23 protein-coding genes, 1 tRNA gene and 1 pseudogene are annotated in these 21,454 nt (G+C 58.9%); 11 read left to right on the top strand and 14 right to left on the bottom strand.

All coding sequences use genetic code 11. The annotated features are described in order from the left end of the window. Positions 1-36: 36 nt before the first annotated feature. From ACMX25_RS02900 to ACMX25_RS02890, 3 genes are all read right to left on the bottom strand, one after another. The gene (locus ACMX25_RS02900; protein ID WP_414948052.1) at positions 37-2,049 is read right to left on the bottom strand and encodes a DNA topoisomerase IV subunit B; all 2,013 of its coding nucleotides are present in this window, start codon (positions 2,047-2,049) and stop codon (positions 37-39) included. Between the two features lie 331 nt (positions 2,050-2,380). Continuing rightward, entirely contained in the window at positions 2,381-4,315 is a 1,935-nt protein-coding gene (locus ACMX25_RS02895) for an ATP-binding cassette domain-containing protein (protein ID WP_414948051.1), read from the bottom strand. 222 nt (positions 4,316-4,537) lie between these two features. Further along, complete coding sequence (locus tag ACMX25_RS02890) at positions 4,538-4,945, bottom strand: DUF4399 domain-containing protein (protein WP_414948050.1); 408 nt, start codon at positions 4,943-4,945, stop codon at positions 4,538-4,540. Positions 4,946-5,335: 390 nt separating this feature from the next. On the opposite strand from ACMX25_RS02890, the gene ACMX25_RS02885 reads away from it, so the two are divergent. After that, entirely contained in the window at positions 5,336-5,518 is a 183-nt protein-coding gene (locus ACMX25_RS02885; RefSeq protein WP_031361281.1) for a rubredoxin, read from the top strand. Between the two features lie 47 nt (positions 5,519-5,565). On the opposite strand, the gene ACMX25_RS02880 is transcribed toward ACMX25_RS02885, so the two are convergent. Beyond that, complete coding sequence (locus ACMX25_RS02880) at positions 5,566-6,300, bottom strand: class I SAM-dependent methyltransferase (protein WP_414948049.1); 735 nt, start codon at positions 6,298-6,300, stop codon at positions 5,566-5,568. Positions 6,301-6,337: 37 nt separating this feature from the next. Beyond that, complete coding sequence (locus tag ACMX25_RS02875; RefSeq protein ID WP_414948048.1) at positions 6,338-7,141, bottom strand: bestrophin-like domain; 804 nt, start codon at positions 7,139-7,141, stop codon at positions 6,338-6,340. 169 nt (positions 7,142-7,310) lie between these two features. Between ACMX25_RS02875 and ACMX25_RS02870 the strand changes: the two genes are divergently transcribed. The 4 genes and pseudogenes from ACMX25_RS02870 to ACMX25_RS02855 all read left to right on the top strand — a co-directional run bounded on the left by ACMX25_RS02870 (position 7,311) and on the right by ACMX25_RS02855 (position 12,567). Next, positions 7,311-7,595: a hypothetical protein gene (locus tag ACMX25_RS02870; RefSeq protein WP_414948047.1), complete on the top strand. Its 285-nt coding sequence runs from the start codon at positions 7,311-7,313 to the stop codon at positions 7,593-7,595. Positions 7,596-7,855: 260 nt separating this feature from the next. Then, positions 7,856-9,055: a GGDEF domain-containing protein gene (locus ACMX25_RS02865; protein WP_414948046.1), complete on the top strand. Its 1,200-nt coding sequence runs from the start codon at positions 7,856-7,858 to the stop codon at positions 9,053-9,055. A gap of 193 nt (positions 9,056-9,248) precedes the next feature. Beyond that, entirely contained in the window at positions 9,249-11,171 is a 1,923-nt protein-coding gene (locus ACMX25_RS02860) for a hybrid sensor histidine kinase/response regulator (protein WP_414948045.1), read from the top strand. A gap of 250 nt (positions 11,172-11,421) precedes the next feature. Further along, a pseudogene (locus ACMX25_RS02855) lies at positions 11,422-12,567 on the top strand (ATP-binding protein). On the opposite strand, the gene ACMX25_RS02850 reads toward ACMX25_RS02855, so the two are convergent. Both ACMX25_RS02850 and ACMX25_RS02845 read right to left on the bottom strand, forming a co-directional pair. Beyond that, positions 12,561-12,995 carry a response regulator gene (locus ACMX25_RS02850; protein ID WP_414948044.1) on the bottom strand — a complete coding sequence of 145 codons (435 nt, stop codon included), beginning with the start codon at positions 12,993-12,995 and terminating at the stop codon, positions 12,561-12,563. The pseudogene ACMX25_RS02855 and the gene ACMX25_RS02850 overlap by 7 nt on opposite strands. A gap of 473 nt (positions 12,996-13,468) precedes the next feature. Beyond that, positions 13,469-14,149, bottom strand: a complete 681-nt coding sequence (locus tag ACMX25_RS02845) for a VOC family protein (protein WP_414948043.1) — start codon at positions 14,147-14,149, stop codon at positions 13,469-13,471. Between the two features lie 335 nt (positions 14,150-14,484). Between ACMX25_RS02845 and ACMX25_RS02840 the strand changes: the two genes are divergently transcribed. Then, positions 14,485-14,559, top strand: a tRNA-Arg gene (locus tag ACMX25_RS02840). A gap of 204 nt (positions 14,560-14,763) precedes the next feature. Continuing rightward, positions 14,764-15,024 (top strand): hypothetical protein, encoded by a 261-nt coding sequence (locus ACMX25_RS02835; protein WP_414948042.1) that lies wholly within the window; start codon positions 14,764-14,766, stop codon positions 15,022-15,024. A gap of 103 nt (positions 15,025-15,127) precedes the next feature. Here the strand turns inward: ACMX25_RS02835 and ACMX25_RS02830 are convergent, their stop codons facing one another. The 4 genes from ACMX25_RS02830 to ACMX25_RS02815 all read right to left on the bottom strand — a co-directional run bounded on the left by ACMX25_RS02830 (position 15,128) and on the right by ACMX25_RS02815 (position 16,231). Next, positions 15,128-15,304: a hypothetical protein gene (locus ACMX25_RS02830; protein ID WP_299708681.1), complete on the bottom strand. Its 177-nt coding sequence runs from the start codon at positions 15,302-15,304 to the stop codon at positions 15,128-15,130. A gap of 143 nt (positions 15,305-15,447) precedes the next feature. Further along, entirely contained in the window at positions 15,448-15,621 is a 174-nt protein-coding gene (locus ACMX25_RS02825; protein ID WP_414948041.1) for a hypothetical protein, read from the bottom strand. A 104-nt stretch (positions 15,622-15,725) separates the two neighbouring features. Continuing rightward, positions 15,726-15,929, bottom strand: a complete 204-nt coding sequence (locus ACMX25_RS02820; protein WP_031361269.1) for a hypothetical protein — start codon at positions 15,927-15,929, stop codon at positions 15,726-15,728. A 68-nt stretch (positions 15,930-15,997) separates the two neighbouring features. After that, positions 15,998-16,231: a hypothetical protein gene (locus ACMX25_RS02815; RefSeq protein WP_414948040.1), complete on the bottom strand. Its 234-nt coding sequence runs from the start codon at positions 16,229-16,231 to the stop codon at positions 15,998-16,000. Between the two features lie 287 nt (positions 16,232-16,518). On the opposite strand from ACMX25_RS02815, the gene ACMX25_RS02810 reads away from it, so the two are divergent. Together ACMX25_RS02810 and ACMX25_RS02805 are read left to right on the top strand one after the other, a co-directional pair. Continuing rightward, positions 16,519-16,917, top strand: coding sequence for a DUF1090 family protein (locus tag ACMX25_RS02810; protein ID WP_414948039.1), 399 nt, complete (start codon positions 16,519-16,521; stop codon positions 16,915-16,917). A gap of 104 nt (positions 16,918-17,021) precedes the next feature. After that, positions 17,022-17,384, top strand: a complete 363-nt coding sequence (locus ACMX25_RS02805; RefSeq protein WP_414948038.1) for a hypothetical protein — start codon at positions 17,022-17,024, stop codon at positions 17,382-17,384. A 46-nt stretch (positions 17,385-17,430) separates the two neighbouring features. Here ACMX25_RS02805 and ACMX25_RS02800 read toward each other — a convergent pair whose 3' ends face one another. After that, entirely contained in the window at positions 17,431-17,598 is a 168-nt protein-coding gene (locus tag ACMX25_RS02800) for a hypothetical protein (protein WP_414948037.1), read from the bottom strand. Positions 17,599-17,712: 114 nt separating this feature from the next. After that, complete coding sequence (locus ACMX25_RS02795) at positions 17,713-18,387, bottom strand: TetR/AcrR family transcriptional regulator (protein WP_414948036.1); 675 nt, start codon at positions 18,385-18,387, stop codon at positions 17,713-17,715. A gap of 162 nt (positions 18,388-18,549) precedes the next feature. Here ACMX25_RS02795 and ACMX25_RS02790 point away from each other — a divergent pair, with 162 nt between their 5' ends. Then, positions 18,550-19,035 (top strand): hypothetical protein, encoded by a 486-nt coding sequence (locus tag ACMX25_RS02790; RefSeq protein ID WP_414948035.1) that lies wholly within the window; start codon positions 18,550-18,552, stop codon positions 19,033-19,035. Between the two features lie 19 nt (positions 19,036-19,054). On the opposite strand, the gene ACMX25_RS02785 is transcribed toward ACMX25_RS02790, so the two are convergent. Continuing rightward, positions 19,055-20,461: a sensor domain-containing diguanylate cyclase gene (locus ACMX25_RS02785; RefSeq protein WP_414948299.1), complete on the bottom strand. Its 1,407-nt coding sequence runs from the start codon at positions 20,459-20,461 to the stop codon at positions 19,055-19,057. 380 nt (positions 20,462-20,841) lie between these two features. On the opposite strand from ACMX25_RS02785, the gene ACMX25_RS02780 reads away from it, so the two are divergent. Further along, positions 20,842-21,345, top strand: coding sequence for a YbhB/YbcL family Raf kinase inhibitor-like protein (locus ACMX25_RS02780; protein WP_414948034.1), 504 nt, complete (start codon positions 20,842-20,844; stop codon positions 21,343-21,345). Positions 21,346-21,454 lie beyond the last annotated feature (109 nt).

The raw sequence follows: 21,454 nt of genomic DNA, 5'->3' as shown, positions 1-21,454 counted from the left end.
AGGGGTGCATGCGGCGTCGAGTGTCGTCAAATGCCATCAAATGTCGGCTTCGACTTCGTTGCCCTTCTCCTCAAGCCAGCTGCGCCGTGACGCCGCTTCGCCCTTGCCCATCAGCATCGTCATGCGTGTGACCGTGTCGTCAAACCCGAGATCGCCGACTTGAACCGGCAGCAGGCGGCGCGTGTCCGGGTTCATCGTGGTGTCCCACAACTGCTCCGCGCTCATTTCGCCCAGCCCTTTGAAACGGCTGATCGACCATTGCGTCTCGCGCACGCCATCCTTCCTCAGCTTGTCCAGAATCGCCTCGAGCTCACCTTCGTCGAGTGCGTAGAGCTTTTGCGCCGGCTTCTTGCCGCGCGCGGGGGCATCGACACGAAACAGCGGCGGCCGCGCGATACATACATTGCCCTGCTCGATCAGTTGCGGGAAGTGCTTGAAGAACAGCGTGAGCAGCAGGACCTGGATGTGCGAGCCGTCCACGTCCGCGTCCGACAGGATGCAGATCTTGCCGTAACGCAGATTCGAGAGATCGGCCTTCTGGTCGAGGCTGTCCGGACCATGCGGATCCACGCCGATCGCCACTGCGATGTCGTGCACTTCGTTGTTCGCGAACAGCCGGTCGCGCTCGGTTTCCCACGTGTTCAACACCTTGCCGCGCAACGGCAAAATGGCCTGGAACTCCTTGTCGCGGCCCATCTTTGCCGAGCCGCCGGCCGAATCGCCCTCGACCAGGAAGAGTTCGTTACGCGAGACATCCGTCGATTCGCAATCGGTCAGCTTGCCAGGCAGCACAGCCACGCCCGAGCTCTTGCGCTTTTCGATCTTCTGCCCGGCGCGCGTACGCGCCTGGGCTTGCCGGATCACCAGTTCCGCGAGTTTCTTGCCGTATTCCACGTGCTGGTTCAACCACAGTTCGAGCGCGGGACGTGTAAACGACGACACGAGTTTCACCGCGTCGCGGCTATTGAGGCGCTCCTTGATCTGCCCTTGAAACTGCGGATCCAGCACCTTCGCGGACAACACAAACGACACGCGGGCGAACACGTCTTCCGCGAGCAGTTTCACGCCCTTGGGCTGCAGGTTATGCAATTCGACAAAGCTCTTGACCGCCTGGAACAGTCCGTCGCGCAAGCCCGATTCATGCGTGCCGCCAGCGGGCGTTGGGATCAGGTTGACGTACGACTCGCGCAACAACGGACCTTCTTCGCTCCACGCAACAACCCACGTTGCGCCCTCGCCTTCGGCGAAGGTTTCTTCACTCAACTTCGCATTGCCCGCGAACCGCTCGCCTTCGAACAACGGGATCAGCAAGTCGCTGCCGCCCATGCCTTCGAGCAGGTAACCGCGTAACCCATCTTCGTATTTCCAGGTTTGGCGTTCGCCGGTTTTTTCGTTGATGAGCACAACTTCCACGCCCGGCAGCAAGACTGCCTTCGAGCGCAAGAGCCGCTGCAACTCGCCAACCGGCAAGTTGGGCGAATCGAAATATTTCGGATTGGCCCAGGCGGTGACACGCGTGCCTGACTTTTTCTCGCCGCGATTCATGGCACGGGTTTCGAGCGGCTTCACTACGTCGCCATTCGAAAAACCGAGATCGGCGACCCTGCCGTCGCGCCACACGGTCACGTCCATGCGCGTGGATAACGCGTTCGTCACCGACACACCCACGCCGTGCAGGCCGCCCGAAAACGTGTACGCGCCGCCGGCGGCTTTATCGAACTTGCCGCCCGCGTGCAGGCGCGTGAACACGATCTCGACGACCGGCACGCCTTCTTCCGGATGCATGCCGAACGGAATGCCGCGTCCATCGTCTTCGACAGACACCGAATGATCGGCATGCAGCGTGACCGTGATCTGCTTGCCGTAGCCGCCGAGCGCCTCGTCGGAGGCGTTGTCGATGACTTCCTGAATGATGTGCAGCGGATTTTCAGTGCGGGTGTACATGCCGGGCCGTTGCTTGACCGGCTCGAGACCCTTAAGCACCTTGATCGATGCTTCGCTGTATCCGCTGTTCTTGCCGCTGTCGGCGCTGGGTTTTTTCGTGGACATGTCTGGACGTGGGTCCGGCGGTCCGGGTGGCCCAAGCTTGAATTCGATAGCGGAATTCAGCAAGCGGCCACGCCGGACAACCGGCGAATGCGTGAACATAGCGGGCCAACCCGGCCGCGCCGGATTGCGCGTTACTAACTCGAAACCGCGACGGCCTCTCGCCTGACTATAGCGTTCCACTACACGGTGTCACCCCCGTGTAACCGCGATGACACCTTGCTCGCTCGGCCGTGCGCCCGAAAACGCGACGTATTTTACTGTTTCCGACAAATTTTTCGATATGGACAAGACGCCGGGCCCAAAGGCCGCTTACTCGCGACCTGTTTGCGCCTTATTTGCGCTTCGCTTCCAGCTCTTCCCAGCGTTCGAGCGCGACCAGCAATTCCTCGTCGATAGCCGCATGCCGGGCGCTCAGCCGCGCGCCTTCTTTCGGATCTGTCGCGTACACCGAACCGTCTTCGAGCTTGGCCGCAATCGACTTTTGCTCGGCTTCAAGCGCGGCGATTTGCGCAGGCAGCGCTTCCAGCTCGCGCACTTCCTTGTAGGGCAGTTTGGTCGAGCGCTGCGCATTTCGACCGGCGCCGCTGTCTTTCGGGCCGTCTTCCTTCTTCGCCTGCTTGGCCGTGTCACGGGCGGCATCCAGAGCCATTCTCTCCGAACGTTCGCGCTGGATCTGCCAGTCGGTGAAGCCGCCGACGTACTCGCGCCACTTGCCTTCACCTTCCGACGCAAACACCGACGTCACGACGTTGTCCAGGAACTGACGGTCGTGGCTCACCAGCAGCACGGTGCCGTCGTAGTCAGTCAGCAGTTCTTCGAGCAATTCGAGCGTCTGGATATCCAGGTCGTTGGTCGGCTCATCCAGCACCAGCACGTTCGCGGGCCGCGCGAACAGGCGTGCGAGCAGCAGCCGGTTGCGTTCCCCGCCCGACAATGAGCGCACCGGCGAACGCGCGCGCTCCGGTGCGAACAGGAAGTCGCCGAGATAACTCATGACGTGTTTCTTCACGCCGTTCACTTCGACCCATTCGCTACCCGGGCTGATGGTGTCGGCGAGTGTCTTGTCCAGATCAAGCTGCGCGCGCATCTGGTCGAAATACGCTACCTGCGTGTTCGTGCCAGTGCGCACCGTGCCTTCGTCCGGCGCGAGTTCGCCCAGGATCATCTTGAGCAGCGTGGTCTTGCCCGCGCCGTTCGGACCGATGAAGCCAAACTTGTCGCCGCGCATGACGGTGGCGCTGAAGTTATCGACAATCGTTCGATCGCCGTATTTCTTCGTCACGTCGGTCAGTTCCGAAACGATCTTGCCCGAGCGCTCGCCTTGGCCCACATCAAGCTTCACGTTGCCTTGCACGTTGCGGCGTTCGGCGCGCTCGTTACGCATTTCCACCAGCCGCGCGATACGCCCGACGCTGCGCGTACGCCGCGCCTCCACGCCCTTGCGAATCCACACTTCTTCCTGCGCCAGCAGTTTGTCGAACTTGGCCGCTTCGACCTGTTCGATCTCAAGCTGCTGCGCCTTGCGGGTCTGGTACGCAGTGTAGTTGCCCGGATAGGACAGCAAGCGCCCACGATCCAGATCCACGATGCGGGTAGCGACCTTGTCAAGGAAAGCCCGGTCATGGGTGATGAACAGCAAACCGGTGCGCAGCGTGACCAGCATTTCTTCCAGCCAGCGAATGCCGTCGAAGTCGAGGTGGTTGGTCGGTTCGTCCAGCAGCAGCACGTCCGGTTGCACCACCAGCGCGCGCGCCAGCGCCACGCGCTTTTTCATGCCGCCCGAGAGCGCGCCCGAACGGATGTCGCCGTCCAGCCCAATCTGTTGCAGCGTGGTCGCCACGCGGGTTTGCCAACTCCAGGCGTCGTGCAGGTCGAGCGAGGATTGCAGCGCGTTCATGTTGTGCAGCAGCTCGTCGTGCTCGGGACCTTCGGGGGTATCGGCGAGTTTGTGCGCCACGACGTCATATTGGTCGAGCAGCTCCCGCTCGTGGGACAAGCCGGACGCGACGACGTCAAACACCGACGCCTCCAGGTCAAACTCGGGTTCCTGCGGCACGTAGACGATCGTGAGTTCGTTTTGCCGCGTGATAAGGCCATCGTCCGGCTTGGTCAGCCCGGCGATGATCTTCAGCAGCGACGACTTGCCCGCGCCGTTACGGCCGATCAGGCCGACGCGTTCCCCCGCTTCGAGTGAAAAGTCAGCGTGATCGAGCAACGCAACGTGGCCGAACGCGAGTTGCGCGTTCGAAATGGAATAAAGCGACATGGGGAGGCAGCCGGAAATGTGCAAATACTGGAAGCGGCCATTGTACCGGTCTTGACCGGCGCGCCTGGACGCCACTTACAGGACCTATGCCATCAGGACAAGGCGAGGCGCCCGATAAGGCGTCAAAAAAGGCACCCAAAAAAACGCGGCCACGCCGCGTCTTTTGAGATGAGCGCCAAGCCCAGAGCGGCCCGGCGCCAATCAGTGGAACGATGAAATCCGTTATTTCACGTGGATCTTGATTGTCTGACTTATTTCCGGGCCAAACGACTGGTGCGCGCCGTCGCCGAACTGCAGGGTCAGCGTGTGATCGCCCGGCGGCAGCTTCACGTCCGCTTCCGTCTGCGCCTTGCCGAAATGCAGCGATTTATCGTTCATTGGGATCACGAGGCCCTTTTGCATCGGGCCTGCGTCGATCAGCACATGGTGGTGGCCTTTCTGCGGATCGGTATCGCCGGCCGGCGCGAGCCCCATGCCTTCCAGGCCGAAGACCATATGCACCGGGCTTGTGACGGTTGCACCATCTTTCGGCTCGATGAAAAATACCTTGGCCGATTGCGCGTGCACCGCAACGGCCACAAGGAAAACGCTCGACAACACCGCTCCCGACAACAGTTTCTTGAACATCATTTTTTTTGCTCCCAGAGAAATGCGGCTGCCGGATCAACTATCCGGACAGGCCAAAACGGTTTCGTGCTTTCGTGCGCTCGTCCGATAACCATGCCGAATAGACACAGCGACTGGCTGGCCTATACCAGCCAATACCAGCCAATACGCAAGGGACTCAAAAACCGCCGGGGAGAGGATACACCGAGCATAAGAATTCACTCAGATCCGTGCTTGCGCCCGCCCCGGAGGCCGCCTGGCATCGATGAACCCATTCTGACATTCCGGTACTATTCGGGTCGCCGACTATTTTGGCGGCCGTGTGCGGCTCCGCCCGAAGGACGAACTTTTGGGCATTGAGCGCCGGGTCGAATATTTAATGATGTTTTGTCGAACGAGAAAAAAGAGTCTGTCGTGAGTGAAGTTTTAGAATATAAAAGCTGGGTTTGCCTGATTTGTGGCTGGATATACAACGAAGAAGACGGTTTGCCGGAAGAAGGCATTGCCGCCGGAACCCGTTTCGCCGAGATCCCGGACACGTGGCGCTGCCCGTTGTGTGATGTCGGCAAAGACGATTTCGTAGCTGTGGAATTCTGATCCGGCGGCGAATGGCCGGTTGCATTCGTCGGTTGCATTCAGTTGTTTCAGCGCGCGACCAGAATCAGTTCGCGACTTTCGGCCGATACCGCCGACCCATCCCAGTCGCCCTGCCAGGCGAGATCGCTGAACCCCGCGGCCCCGAGCTGCGCGGCGAGTTCGTCCTGAGTGCGAAAGCGCAGTTCACTCGCGGACGTCAACGTCTCGCCTGTCGCCTTGAATCGATAAACCGTGCTGAAGCGAATGCCCGGCTCCGGGCTGACGCTCACATCGTCCTGCCACACCTCCACCTCGCCGACTCCATCCGCGTCGATCAGCCGGTGCGGCTGCGCGGGCGTCCAGGATTCCCACGGCCGCGTGGCCGGATTGCGGCTCTCGAAGGCCAGGGTGCCGCCGTCGCGCAGCGCATAGCGGGCTGCTTTGAGGGTATTGAGGAACGCGGTGTCGTCGAGGAAAACCTGTGCGACGTGGCCCGTCATCACCAGCAGGTCAGCGGGCGGTAACAAGGCGAACGCCCGGGCATCGCCTTCAATCCACTGAACCTGGTCACCGTTCGGTCTATGCCGCGCTACGCGCAGCATCTCGGGCGCGGGATCGATGGCAATCACGCGATGCCCCCGTGACGCCAGTTCACACGCAAGCAAACCCGTTCCGCAACCGAGATCGATGACGCGCTGCTTGCCCGCGGCCAGCGCGAGGTAGAAGTCGGTATCGGCGGCGAAGGGGTTCAGGGTGTCGTACAGCGCGACGAGGCGCGGGTCAGTGTAGAGGGTGGATGGCATCGAAGATGTTGGGCGGGTTTGGTTAAGCCTGAGGCCTTCAGTGGTTGAGGTAAGCAAGCGCATCGCGCATGGACTGGCTCGGCACTAGGATGGTGCCAGTAAACGGCGTGTCGAGATCAAGGATCACGAGCACCGTGGACGCTATCGATAACGCCCCGAGCATGATCAAAACCAGCGCCAAAGCGTTACGTGGCGCGATCAGTCCGAAGCAAAGAAAGATGACGAGCAGCCAGAAGACGAGAATCTTGTCGAACGGCGATGAAGCCGAACCGCGCGCTTCCTCCACGATCTTCCAGCGTTGCTGGATCAGCCGGTCGAACTGGCCAAGCGCTTGATCGGCAAGCTCTTGGTGAAACTGATCGACTGGCTTCAACGCGCGGGCGTCTTGTTGCGCCTGTTCAAGCATGGCGCCCAGCGTGCGGCTATCGAGATTGTCGGTACCGGAACCCGGCGCTAACCATTTTTGATAATAGTCGCCGGGCGGCGGCGCTTCGTGTGCCCAGGTCGACGCGATCGCGGCCGCCGTGTAGGCACGCAGGATCTGGCGGACCGCGTCGGCATCCGGGCCGTACTCGCGCAAGCTGTCGTCGAGCTGGATTAGCGCGGCGGCGTAGGTACGAATGTCGGTAGTGGTGGTGTCGAATACGGTTTTCGACGATGCCGTCAGCAGACCCAGCACGAGCGCCGCAAACGTAACCAGCATGCCGGCGACCAGCTTGAGCAATTGCACCGTTTCATGCGCCTTGTGCTCCTCGGGCAGCAACGGGCCCACGAACGCGCCAAGTCCCGAGGCCGCGAGCAGGCAAAAGAACACGACGACTGAGGTTTCGAGTTCGGTCATGGCGAGGGTCGGAAGACGTTCGTATTATCGGAGGAAGTGGCGGGTTATTCCAGATGAATGGGTTAAGGCGGGTTATTGCGGCTGAATATGGCGTCGCGAGGTTGACCGTGTCATGAAGTGGCAACCATGATCGGCAGTTGTGCTTGTCAATTGGCCGCCGAGCTAAAACATGACACAGAAGAAATACTGGGCTGCTGCTTTTGCTTTGGCAGCCAGCGGGGGCACGTTCGCAAACGTCGCGGCCGACAACGTCATCCGCAGCGCAGCGCCGCCAAGTGAGCCCATCATGGGCAACGAGTGCACGAACAAGACGATCAACCCCTTCGCGTGGCCAAAAGACAGCACGATGTCGGACGACATATTGCGAACGGCAGTGACGTTGATCTCGGGTTTTGCGCACAGCAGCAATCCCGTGACCGCGACTCGCGTGTGCGGCGACAAGTCGGCGCTTTAGGCTGCCGCTTCAGGTTGGCGCTCTACCGCTCACGGCCCTTAACGTCAAGCACGCCATCCCCGCCTTGTTCGGGCACGTCCGGGACCGCTACACATTTATATAAAGATTGAGTGCCAGAGCGTATTATCTCTGCCGCGGGCGTCGTCGTTCAGCACCTTCGTGCAACGTGAAAACGAGAGGTCAGGCGCTCAACCTATTCGGCCTATTCGAGTTGTTCGACTCGCGCGAATCTTTTCAGTCACATTTCTCACTGAAAACCTATGTTCAGTCCTGTCGCTCTTTACGTTGTCGGAATCATGTCCGGCGTGATCAGCGCGGTCGTATTCGGCTCGCTCCTGCGCTCCCGGATACCCGGATTGTTTCGCTGGATAGGTGCAAACCTCCTGATCGTGGCCGCGCTCGTTGCACTGGCTTTCAGCGACAGTTCACCGCCACCGCTCGTAGTCGTAGCCGCAAGTTCCCTGTTCGCCGGTTCCGCATTCCTTGTGCTGCAAGGTTGCCGATTGTTCTTCGGCCTTCAACCTTCGCGGCATTATGAGGTTGTGGCATTCGTGCTGCTCGCGGTCGGCATTGTCCATTGGACCTATTTTTCGCCGAATGCGGGTGCCCGGATTGTCGTGATGTCCGGCTTTCTCGCCTATGTGCGCCTGATGGTGGCCTGGATCACCTATACCAAGAGGCCGCCGCATCGACCGGGATACAGCTACCAGTTCGTCGCGATAATCGCCGCGCTCGGCGGCTTCGTCCATATTGCTCGCGGGCTTGCCGCCGGCCTCGGCTGGGAACATCACACGCGGTTTCTCGAGCCGACGCCCATGACCATTGCGTTTCTCGCGCTCGGCATTGTCACCCTGCCCTGTCTGTCGATCGGCGCGCTCATGCTCGCCTATGACCGCATGGCGGAGCGCATGGAACGCCTGGCGGCTATCGATGAATTGACCGGTGCGCTCGTGCGGCGCGAGTTCATGGCCCAGGCTGAGTCGCAGTTGGAGCGTGCCAACCGCACGAAAATCCGGCTCACGGTTGCGATCCTCGACATCGATAACTTCAAGGCAGTCAACGAGGCTCACGGCCACGCAGCCGGAGATCGCGCGCTTGCTCATTTTTCATCGATTGTGTCGCAGGGAATCCGGCGCGGAGACATTTTTGGGCGGCTTGGCGGCGAAGAGTTCGCCATCCTGTTCCCTGAAACGCCCAAGGCGGACACCCTGACGCTGGTGAACAGTTTGCGTCTGCATCTGGCCGCGTCCACGGTACCCGTGCCTCAGGGAGAACTGAGCTGCACCTTCAGTGCCGGTGTGGATGAATATCAAGCGGATGAAATGCTCGCAAACCTGATGGCACGAGCCGACGCAGCGCTCTACTCAGCCAAGGCCATGGGACGAAATCGCGTCGTCTCCGCGGTCTCTTTCGGTGACGAAACAGCCGGGGCCACGAAGGACGCACCGGAACCGACTTGACGGCCATGCAGATTGTTGCAAATCGGACGCTCACGAAGCAAGACGTTTCGCAGCAGCGCAGCTACCGGGGCCTTTAAGGTTACTATCAAGCATTCGGTCGCCTTGCCCCGACTTCAAGGCTGATAGCGTGCGCCGTTTTTGCGACGCAGCACCCTTTGATTACAGTTCCACTAACACACGTGGATCTAAAAAAATGAAATCTGAAGAGTGCAGAAACATCCGGGATCTGAGCGAGGAACAGCGCTTCCAATTGCTTGTTTCGGGTATCACCGATTACGCCATCTACATGCTGGACCCCGACGGGTATGTCAGCAGCTGGAACGCCGGCGCGGAACGGTTCAAGGGGTATGCCGCGCATGAAATCATCGGCCAGCATTTTTCCATGTTCTACAGCGAAGAAGACCGGCGCTCAGGCAAGCCTGCAAGGGCATTACAAACCGCCCGCGAACAGGGAAAATTCGAAGACGAAGGCTGGCGAGTGCGAAGGGATGGCACCCGGTTCTGGGCGAGCGTCGTGGTCGATCCGATCTGGGGCCCTTCGGGCGAACTGATCGGCTTCGCCAAGATCACGCGCGATATTACCGAGCGCAAAGCGGCCGAGGACGCGTTGCGTGACAGCGAGGACAGGTTTCGCCTGCTCGTTCAGAGCGTGACCGATTACGCGATCTACATGATCTCCCCGACGGGCGTGATTACAAACTGGAACGCCGGCGCCGAACGCATCAAGGGCTACAAGCGAGACGAAATTGTCGGTTCGAATTTCGCCGTCTTTTACACCGAGGAAGACCAGGCGAAAGGCCTGCCCGCCAAGACGCTGGCGACGGCCGCCGCCGAAGGCCGTTTTGAACAGGAGAGCTGGCGCGTGCGCCGCGGCGGAAAGCGCTTTTGGGCGCATGTCGTGGTCGATGCGATCCGCGACGAGACGGGCACACTGCTGGGGTTCGCCAAGGTCACGCGGGATATAACGGAGCGTAAGCAGGCAGCGGAAGCCCTTGAACGTGCGAATGCGGCGCTGTTCCAATCGCAGAAGATGGAAGCGATCGGCCAGCTCACGGGAGGCGTTGCCCACGACTTCAATAACCTGCTGTCGGTCATCTCAAGCAGCGTGGATGTGCTGGCCACGCGAATACAGAATTACGCCGACAAGAAGGTGCTCGACGCCGTGCGGCGCGCCGTCGAGCGCGGTGCGCTCATGACTCAGCAACTACTTTCGTTCGCCCGTCAGCAACCGCTCATGGTGGAAAATTACGACCTGAATGCGGTGATCAGCGGTTTCGAACCTGTGCTGCGCCGCGCGGCACATTCCAGTATCGAGATGGAGATACGCTCAGCACCGGACTCCGCAACCGTTTTGCTGGATGCCGCTCGCTTCGAAGCTGCGCTGCTGAACCTGGTTGTCAACGCTCGCGATGCAATGCCCGAGGGCGGAAAGCTGGAGGTCGCGGTCGAGAACGTTCATCTGGGTGCAGGGCAAGTCGGAAATCTGAGCGCCGGGTCTTACGTCCGCGTTTCAGTCGCGGATACGGGCGCCGGTATGCCGCCGGCGGTCGTGGCCCGCGCGTTCGAGCCGTTCTTTACGACCAAGGAAATTGGCAAGGGCACGGGGCTGGGGCTGAGTCAGGTCTATGGATTCATCGCGCAGTCTGGCGGCGACGTCGTGATAGATAGCGAAGAAGGCGCGGGTACGACCATCAGCATGTACTTGCCCGTGGTTGAAGGCGAACCGGATGAACGGAGTGCTACGGCCGACGAACGTGTGGATACGGTTCTTATCGTGGAAGATGAGCCCGATGTGCTGGACGCGGCGGCGCAGCTTTTCCGCAGCATAGGCTACGAGGTTGTCACAGCGACTAACGGCGTTGAGGCAATGACGATCCTTGAGCGCCGTTTCGATATCGATATTCTGTTCACTGATGTAGTCATGCCAAAGGGCATGACCGGTATCCAATTGGCGCGCCAGGCACGCGACGTTCGTCCCGATCTCAAGGTAATACTGGCGTCGGGGTTTCCGCTTCCCGCTTTACGCGAGCAGTACGGGCGCATTGATGATTTCGCCTTCGTCGTCAAGCCGTACTCCTTGGCTGAACTAGCCAAGGCGCTCAGGGCTGCGAACTAAGCAGGTTGACTTCATGCGACCCGGTTGGCCACACGCTATAGCCATTTCGCAGCAGAAGGCATTCGAGGAATCACACAAGCGCCCTTCTTTCGATGAACTGGCACTCCGGTTTCGCGAAGATAGTTCGATTGCCTGCCGCTTGCCTTAATGCGTAGCCATTTAAGGTGCCAGTAGAATACGCAACGATCCAGGCGCGGCATCGGACTCAACAAAATACCTTATAAGATTTTTTCCGATACTCGGGGGCAACATGCGATTGGCCGACTTCATCTTGCGTGACATGGAAACAATTCTCGGGCAGTGGGAAGCGTTCGCCATTACCCTGTTGCCCTTTGCAACCGACATGAAATCGTTGGCGTTGCGAGATCACGCGCAGCAGATTCTGGAGGCTGTCGCGAAGGATTTGTCGACTTCCCAGACCAAGGAAGCCCAACTCGAAAAATCGATGGGGCGAGCCCCTCGACTGATTGGCGTTCCGGAAACAGCCGCGCAAACGCGCGCCGTTTTGCGAGCGCGAGGCGGCTTCGATATCAACCAGCTCGCCGCCGAGTATCGTGCGCTTCGTGCCAGTGTTCTTCGCCTGTAGATACATGCATGTCAGCCTGAGTCTCCTCATGCCGATGACATCATCCGGTTTAACGAGGCCATTGATCAGGCGCTCGCGGAATCGATCAGCTTTTTCAGTGTCCAGGTGGACCAGGCTCGCAATCTTTTGCTTGGAATGCTTGGGCATGACCTGCGCAGTCCGCTTCAGACCATTCAAATGACAGCCATGTATCTGGCGAACTTGAATGCCGGGGACAAGGTATCGGGAGCTGCTTCGCGTTTGATCAGAAGCGGCGCTCGCATGCAGGCGCTTCTGGGCGATATGCTGGATTTCAATCGGACGAATTTGGGTTTGGGCATCAATATCGTTGCAACCGATGTAGACCTTGCAAATCTATTAGCCGATGAACTCGACCAGTTGCGAGCAGCCCATCCGGAACGCCGGGTAGAACTGGAGGTGGTGGGCGACGCCCGAGGTGTTTGGGACGGCCGGCGATTGCAACAGCTACTCGGCAATCTGGTGACCAATGCGATCAAGTACGGAGCACCGGACGCACCGGTGCGAGTGGTGATGACGTGCGGAGAGACGGATGTTAGTTTCGAAGTCAGGAACCGAGGGCCGGCTATTGAAGAATCGAGTCTGGACCGGATCTTTGACCCTCTCCACCGTGGATTGAATCAAATAAAAACGTACGACACCGACGGTAACCTCGGGCTGGGTTTGTACATTGCGCGTGAGATTGCCAAGGCTCACGGCGGTGAGATTGCAGCGAGTTCCGATGAGACGGAAACCGTGTTTACTGTGCGTCTGCCGCGGCGCAAGCATGACGCTCCTGGGCTCGGTCAATGAAGGAAACTCATGACCAGAGCGACCAACTTGCTTGGCGGCTGTCCTTTCTGGCTATAGCCGTCAAACGAGTGATCAACGAGATGTTTGCGCACGTCACCGTCATCGTTTAACGCTGTGAAAGCCACGATGACCGTTCCACTCGTACGTCGATCCTGCCGCAAGGCAAAGGTAGCCTCGTAGCCGTTGCACTCGGGCATGGAGATGTCCATGAGGATGACGTGGGGTGCCCAATTTGTGCCGATCTCGATGGCGTCCAGTCCGCCGAATGCGACCCGACAGTCCATGCTCTCGAACGACAGGTAGCTCGCCATTGCTGCGGCTGCATTCTGGTTGTCATCGACCACTAAGAGGCGTAACGGCATTCCGTCGAGGTTGAAACTGCGCCTGATCCATGGATGAGCTGCTGCTTTGATCACATTTGATGGCATAAGGTCTCCGGGATAGAGACAACGACGCACCTTGCGTGCCGCGTCGGGTTTTTGTCGAACATCTATTGAGTTATAGCGCTCGTATGTGGCTTGTAGAGATTAATACTCGCGTTGTTTTGATGGGGTTTTGGTGATTTCGACTCGTCAGATGAAATTGAAAGCGTCAATCGACTTGAATCGGTCGATTGGTTCAGGGATGGGATGGCGTGCTGCGGTTGGGGAAAGCTACGCACACCATCGTTCTGTGGCAATTGTGAGGTAAAGCCGGTTCGATCTATTGCGCAAGCGTCCGCGTGGATTTCTCCGTAGTCCGTAGCGATGCATTCGCCCGCTAAAGCGCGCTGATCGTCAAGTAGTAACCGTCCAGGTCTCGGAGCGAGAACTCCATAATTCCAGTGCTTGGATTGAGGTGAGGTGAGGTGAGGTGAGGTGAGGTTCCTCTTCGAGCCCAGTGACGAGCGCACGTGCCTTTGTCAAAGCCATGGCGAGATCGTCCACACGGAAAACAAGAGGAGCCCGTTGCCCGGCGTCGCGTGATCAGGACCAGCCAAGGAAGGATGCTCGTTGGCGCCCCACTCATGAAGGCAAAGCAAGACCGTGCCGTCCGAGTCGAGGATTTGCCCGAAGTAATTGTGCGCGGGAGATGATGCAGGCTGGCCGAAGAGCGATTGGTACCAATTGAAGCTGGCTGCTACATCGCCTACTCCGATAATCGTCCATGTGCGCTTCATTTGTGGGTCCTCCTTTGCGGTCTGCACAATGTGGCTGTTTTTTATTAAGGATTTATAGCGACGGGCGGCTTCTTCGGCATGGTGTCGAATCAAAGAAAGGTTGTGGTCTTTCAGATCAGTTTGGTCATTTTCGGCGCCGCTAGACTTTCCCGGCCTCTCCCCTTCGGAATTGTCCTTACATGATGGAATGCTCAACGAACTGTTGCCACTCCGGAATTGACCGGGCGAATCGGCGACATCACCAATGTTGAATGAACGCGATGGAAGCGTGTGCAGCCGCCCCAGAACGCAGGCCTCGTTACATGTCTTCTGGACCGGCTGCCTCGCTCTTCGTACACTTCTCAGCATTTCTGCCAGCGGACCAATGGCGACTATTTCCACGTCGACGACATTCCGGCGCTCGTCGAAAGCGCTTTTTTTCACGCGCACATGGCGCCAGGCCGCGCCGTCTGCCTTAAACGTCTTTGATATACTCTGCCCGCTGCACCGGATCCATCTCGCCGTCGTTTGGCGTCGGATAAAATCGAAGCCTTAGAATCGGAAACCGTTGTGCAGCGAGATCTGGCGCTGCTACGCATTGATGTAAGTTGCCAAAAATATGCGGCTCATTGCAAAAGTGCAGCCGCAAGATCGAGAAATACCTAGGTTTGCAGTGCGTCACGGCGCTTCGTTTAGGAAGAAGCAAACCAGCCGAAAACGTACTTTGGGCAAGTTCACAGCCGGTATCCACGAGGCTTGGCGCCCGCTGAAATATCCATCTCCCCGTAGTTCAATGGATAGAACAAGTGCCTCCTAAGCGCTAGATGCAGGTTCGATTCCTGCCGGGGGGACCATCGGTTTATCTCACATCGTCTTACCGAATTTCCGAGCCCCGTAAGCTTTGCGCTGCGGGGCTTTTCTCTGCCGCCGCCGTCCCTAACCCGCGCCCATAAGCGGCCTGCACCACTCTTCCCCGTGCACGAACACCCTGGAAAGCGCTACTCTTAGCGAGCCCTGTTTTGCCTCGCAGGGTGTCGATTTTTTTCCGGGATCCGACCATGGCTACGACCTACACCGTTTTCAGGGCACAACTCAAGATGCTGCTCACCGATCAGCCGCGCGGCGTGACCGCGGACTTGACCGATTTTGCAGTGGCTTACTGGGACGGGCGTCAAGTGGTGGGCGCGTACTTGCGCGACGCCGGCCGTGTCGATGAAGTATTCGACCTGGACGAGAACGCGTTCGAGCAGTGGCATGACGACTTCGTGGCGTGGCTAGCCGATCCGCGTTTCACACGACGGCCGGACTTGCTGGCGTAGAAAAGGAAAAGGCAGAGAAAGGAAACGGAAAAGCCGCCGTACGATGCCGGCGGATTTCAATGCGCTCTGCTACTTACCGCGATAAACGGCAATGCTCCGCGATTTACCGCGTGCCGACCCAGAATTCGTCATCGAGTGCCTGGAAGAAAAACGCTTCCAGTGCTTCCTCGGACAAATCGTCGATCGTAATACCGCGCAGGCGGCAAAGCACGTGGAGCGTCTCATCGGCAGCAATGACGAGATTTCTAAACGCGGTGGCGGTGGGGTTGGTCGTGTCCATGTATCGCCTAGCGGCCTCTATTGACGAAACTTTAGGCCCGATTGCACGATTTTTTTCGACCAGCCGCCTCACGCTGGATCAAACCGGATCAAGCCGGATCAGAAAACGCCGAGGAAAATCCACAACACAGCCCGCACAATCAATCACCAAGGGCCGATGATCTTATCGCCGAGGGCATTGGAGAAATACTCGCCGAGCTCTTCATCGGAGAGATCTTCTATATCGACCCCGCGCAGGCGGCAGATAAGTTCAAGCGTTTCGCCCGCAGCACGGATGAGGTCGCGGGCGGCTTCGGGGGTGGGTTCTTTGGTATCCATGCCAACACTAACGGCGCCGATGCAAGGAACTTTATGCCCGCATCATCCGTGCGTTGAACGGCAATATCAGGCAACGCGCGTGAACAAGCCCAAGCCCACAACTGTCACTCCGGCTCAACCGGAAAGCGTCGGTTCAATTCACGTTTCGCCCAGTGCAGCGCTTCGTTTTCGGCGACATTGCTGGTCGGCGCCATCTCGCCCGCATTCGTCTTCAGGGGCAAACTGCCCGCCTGCACGGACCAGTCCCAGCGGGTGCCGCGTTGTTCGACGAACACATCGATGACATGTTCATTGTGCATATAACGCATGGCTTCTCCCGTTGGCAGGACGCGATCCTAGCATGATGGCGCACCGAGGTTCGCTGCCAAGCTTGCCGTCAGGCTCGCCCCGCGGCTTCGTGCTCGTCGCACCAGTCGAGCGCCCATGCTCGCGCGCATGCGATGGCATCGCCGTCGTTATCGAACGCGTCGATGTCGCCTGACTCGTGCTTTTCCGAATGCGCATCGCCCGCTGTCGGCACGCGGATCATGCGAGCCTGCGCGTAGTACAAGCCATCTTGATCGTGTCGTGAGCGGCAGTCGATGTGAAAACCCTTGTAATCGAAACGCATCGGCTTATTCCTCGCAAATAGTTGAACGGTTGGCTGGTTCAAGCAGGATCGCGCAAGACGCGTTCCGCATAAGCGCGTAACGAGGCATTAATGGCCGTCGCATTGGCCCCATCGGTCCCTACAAACTCGTTAAAATACGCCGACCCTGGACGGACGAACGGACAAACGAATAGGCAAGCGAAGGCCAACCGCTTTAATACTCCGCCCCGTCCCGCCCAAACGAGAGCGCATCTCGTACAAGTTAATACCGTTTGCCCTGCCCAATCTCGTCAGTCACGGATTCCGCTATGAAATTGCTCGCCGCTTTCACCTTAAGCCTGTGTTTGTCGACTGCTCACGCCTCGCAGGAAACCGATGCTTGCGATGCCCATCGCCAGGCTCTCGAAAGGCAAATGGCTACCGCGCTGAACCAGGACAACGCGGCGCAACTCGACACGCTGCAAGCGGAACTCGACAAGACAAATGCCGAATGCACGCCCGACGCAATCGCGCAAAAACGCGCGGATGCGTTGAAAAGACACGAGAATGCTGTCGCCGAGGCCAAAAATCGATTGCGTGATTGGGAAGCGGAATTGGCCCGCGCCAGGAAAAAGGGCACGGATCAATTGAATATAGCGGCTTGGGAACGCAAGGTGAACCGGGCGCGCGCGGATCTGGACCGTGCAGTGATGAGACCGGTTCAGTGAGCCGAATAAACCGAATGGACTGCTTGAAGGGCTAATTAAACAGATAAGGGTTTATCCTGATCTAAATACGCTAAAGATTGTTTCGCTAATGCCGTTACGCATTGATGGACTCAATCATTGACGTGAAACAGCAGGGCGCGCCCTCCGCGCTGTTGGCAGACCAGGAACTGACGCACCTCGAACTGGTGCTACGGCGTTCACTGATCGACGACGCGTTGTGCCCCATCATGCCGCCCACCTACTGGCGCGAACGGCTCGCGGTCGTCGCGCGAAGCTCGCATCTTTCGCACACGCAGCTTCAGACGGTTCATCGGCTGTATGCGCAGATCGACGCCTACGAGGCCGGCAACCGGACGCTCGACACAGCGCCCGAACTCACGCCCGACCGAACGTCGTCGATACATCCAATGCCCCGCATGGTCCCGCACCTGACCCCGACGAATCCGTTCCGAAAAGACCGCTCGTAAACACGTCAAAGCACGTCAAAGCACGTCAAAGCGGGCGCGCGGTTGCTCAGTGGCGATGTCGAAGCCACCATTCGCGCAAGCTGCCATAACCGGCGGGACTTCGGCGATGCAGCATGCGACCGCGGAATTCGTCACGCCAGTCGTGCGCAAGCACCGCTATCGCGAGCGCCGCAAGCGCTGCGAGCCCAACGAGGATATTCGCTAAACCCTCCATGGCGCCCTCCATTCCGGTCGACTGCCATGATTCAAGCATAGTTCAAACGCCCGGAATTGGGCATGCGCAGTGGATTTAATCCGCTTGTTTCCCGTACTCGACTCAAGCGATGCACTACCGCTGCATGAACCGCATGACAGCGTCGACAATCATCTGGCGATGCCGAACCCGCGATCTCGCGCCGGATGGATCGCGACCGAAAGCAACGGCGAACGTATGCCGGTTCGCGATGCGATGAAAACACAATGAACTGATAAACAGATGCAGATCCACGGGGTCTACATCGTCGCGAAACTGCCGCGCTTTCACGCCGCGCGTGATCAGGTCCGCAATGGTTTTCACCGCACTCGCATTACGCGCCCGGAAGTTTTTCAGCTGGCTGACGTGCTTCGCGCCATGAATATTTTCGATGGTCACAAGGCGCACGAAATCACGATGTTTATCGTGGAAGTCGAACGTGAATTCAACGAGTTCGCGCAAGCCTTCACGCGGGTCCATGGTATCGAGATGGAGCGACTGTTCAAGCGCTCGGATCTTGCCGTACGCCTCCTCGATAACCGCCTCGTACAAACCTTCCTTGCTGCCGAAGTAGTAATACAACATGCGCTTCGTTGTATTGGTGCGCTCCGCGATGGCGTCGACCCGTGCGCCGCTTAAACCCATCGCCGCGAATTCCTCGGTGGCGATGTCGATAATATTGCGTCGGGTTTGTTCCGGGTCGTATTTTCGCTTGATATTGGCTGTCTTCACCGACCGAACTGGCGCCCCGACTTTGCTTGCCGTTTTCATCGTTTATCGTGCAGCGCGCCTTAGGTGAGCAAATAGTTTAGCAGGCGTTCATCGCAAGAAGCTTCCTCACGAAAACCCTTGTTTCAAGGGGTTTCGTCCGGGTTTCGCTATACTTCCGCAAGATTTTGCAGACCCCGGCTGCGCGCCCCCACAAGGAACCGAATGACTCACAAGCAAGCCCTGGCCCGCGTTGCGTCGGCCTTCAATTCAATGCTCAAGCCGACCCTGATCGCGGGCGCTATTGCAGGCGGAGCATGTGTCCTGCCGTTGAATGCCAACGCACAAAATGCGCCGGACCCGCAGCCGTTTCCCGCTCAAACATTGCCGCCAGGCCATCCCGCGGTGCAAGCACCCTCACCGCAAAGTCTCGCGGCCGAAGGCGTGCGCACAAGCGCCAACATTGCGCGCGGCGCCGCGGATATATGCCACATCGATCGCGTGAGAATCGACAAGTTCAAGGTCATGACGCGCAAGAGTTTTCCCGCCGCGCCCGATTTCGACGGCGAGTGGAATCTCGGCTACAAGGAAGCGCAAGCGACCGTCGATCGCTTCGCGGCGATGAAAACGAACAACCCAACCGAGTACGCGAAGGAGACCGGCGAGGCTTGCCCGGCGCTAACCCAAGGTATAGATGAAGTGACGAAGTGAAGAGCCGTTTGAAATGCCCTTAACCGGGCTCGCCGTAGTGGGCGCGCTTTTCGGCGTACATGGCGGCATCGGCACGTTGCAGCATGACTTCAAGCCGCTCACCGTCCTGCGCGGTGGCTGCGCCCATCGCGAAACTCAAGGGCATGCCTGAGTAAAACTGGTTGTTGACCTCGAGCAGTTGCCGGATGCTGTCGATCACTGCAGCGCCACCGCGCTCGTCCATGCCCGGCAGGAGCAGCACGAACTCGTCGCCGCCAATGCGCGCGGCGTGGCTCGGCTTCTCCACCGCCTTGCCGAGCACTTCGCCCGCGCGCCGGAGTAGCGCGTCGCCGGCCGCGTGACCGAGTTGATCGTTGACCGCTTTAAGACCGTTCACGTCGACGGCCACAGCGGTCACCGGGAACGGGCCCTTGCGCTCCAGGCGGTTCATTTCATCGATGTAAAACGAGCGGTTCTTCAGCTTCGTCAGCGCGTCGTGCTTGCCGAGGAACTCCAGGTACGCTTCCGCTTTCTTGCGCGCGGTGATGTCGGTGAGCGCGACGAGGACGAGGTCCCAATTGACTTCATGCCCAGGGAATACCGAGAACTGCAGATGCACATGCAACTGCTGCCCTTCCAGCGAATAGTTGACCACCTCGCGCTGATGGAACAGGCGGTTTTCCCATAGATCGATGAGCTGCTCCTGGAAATGGCTCACCATCTCGTCGCGGAAAACATCGCCCAGACGCCCGAGCAACTCCGCTTTATCGGTTGCGCCGAACATGGTCAGCGTGTGCTGATTCACATCGAGCACATGAATTTCCTGCATGCAGCGCTCGATGAATTCCGGATGAACATTCGTAAATGTCCGGAAGTCGACAATGCCGCGTTCACGTATATCGTCCAGCAGCGCCTTCACGCTGCTGAAGTCCTCGACCCACAGCGAAACAGGCGAATGCTCGAACAGGCCGCGCGCATAAAGCTCGCTCAGCGCGGCTTTGCGGCGCACATTCTCCAGTTCCGTAATGTCTTCCACGGTCACCAGCACGCGGTCCCAGGTCGCTTCGTGGCCGGGCAGGATCACCGCTTTCAGCAAGACATCGAGCCGCTTGCCGTCGAGCGTGTAGTTCACCGTCTTGCTGACGAACATCGACTTGCCGGACCACAGTTGTTCGAGTTCGTCGGCGTGGGTGAGCAACATGTCGTCGCGGAAAACAGCGCTCAGATTAAGGACCAGATGGTCAATATCCTTCGCGCCAAACAGCGTGAGCGTGCGCCGGTTGACCTTGATCACCCGGATGCGCGACGAGCATTCGGCAATCCGCGCCAGGTCTTCAAGCAGAAAAGCGCGCAGGTCGACAACGCCCTGCGCGCGCCAGCTTTCAAACACCTCACGCACGGCGCTGAAATCCTCGAGCCATAGCGAGACGGGCGCGAGGTCGAACATATCGGCATCGTCCGCCAGCGCAGCGGGTGCCGTCGTCGCTTCGGTCGTCGCTTCCGTCGTCGCCACGCTCTGCAAAACAACGCGCCCCTGGTTATTCGGCATGTCCATCCTTTTCCGCTAATCGAGCTTGATATGATCCGGTCCCGCCATTTTATGCGCAGTCGTGGCGGAAAAAAGCTGAAAGGAAAAAACCATGGGCTGCAAAACGCTGCGGCGTTGAGCAACAATGAAGGACTTCAGGCATGGTTGCTGCACCAAGGCGATGAACGGCCGCATGCGTTGCGGCCATCACCCGCCCGCACAAATGGCTGAACGCCGGCTAGTGTCAGTTGTTGCCGGGATATTAAAACCTGTTAAACCCTCAAAGGAGACACGTTGCCATGGCTGACTTTCGCATTTGGTCCGATGAATTCGCGGCCAACGGATATCTCTCTAAAAATCATGAGTTCGATCAGCAAGCATTCGGCGTAGACGGCGAAAATCTCTCGCCCGCGCTGCAATGGGACGGCGTGCCGCCTGACGCCAAGAGCCTCGCGCTGACCGTCTACGACCCCGACGCGCCCACCGGCAGCGGCTTCTGGCATTGGGTCGTGGTGAACATTCCGGTGGACACCCGCTCGCTGCCGCAGAACGCCGGCAAGGCCGACGGCAGCCTGCTGCCCGCCGGCGCGCTGCAAATGCGCAACGACTACGGCACGGTCGGCTTCGGCGGCACCGCGCCGCCGCGCGGCGACAAACCGCATCGATATATTTTCCGGATCCATGCGCTGAAGGCGGATCATCTGTCGCTCGACGTCTCCGCGACCAATGCCGTCGCGCGTTTCATGCTTCATCTGAATGAAATCGATTCGGCGACTTATACCGGCTTGTACCAGTTGAAATAAGCGAGATGAAATCGCGCCGGATCAAGGCGCGGCGCGCCCTGGCTTGCCAGGCGCCGCGCCGCTTCCAGCGATGTTTACCCGTGTTCAAGTAACCCGTCTGAAAGGCGCC

The sequence above is a fragment of the Caballeronia eucalypticola genome, assembly GCF_047608185.1.
Taxonomy (GTDB): domain Bacteria; phylum Pseudomonadota; class Gammaproteobacteria; order Burkholderiales; family Burkholderiaceae; genus Caballeronia.
The sequence above is the reverse complement of the archived record's forward strand: the minus strand, read 5'-3'. Positions and strand labels throughout refer to the sequence as shown.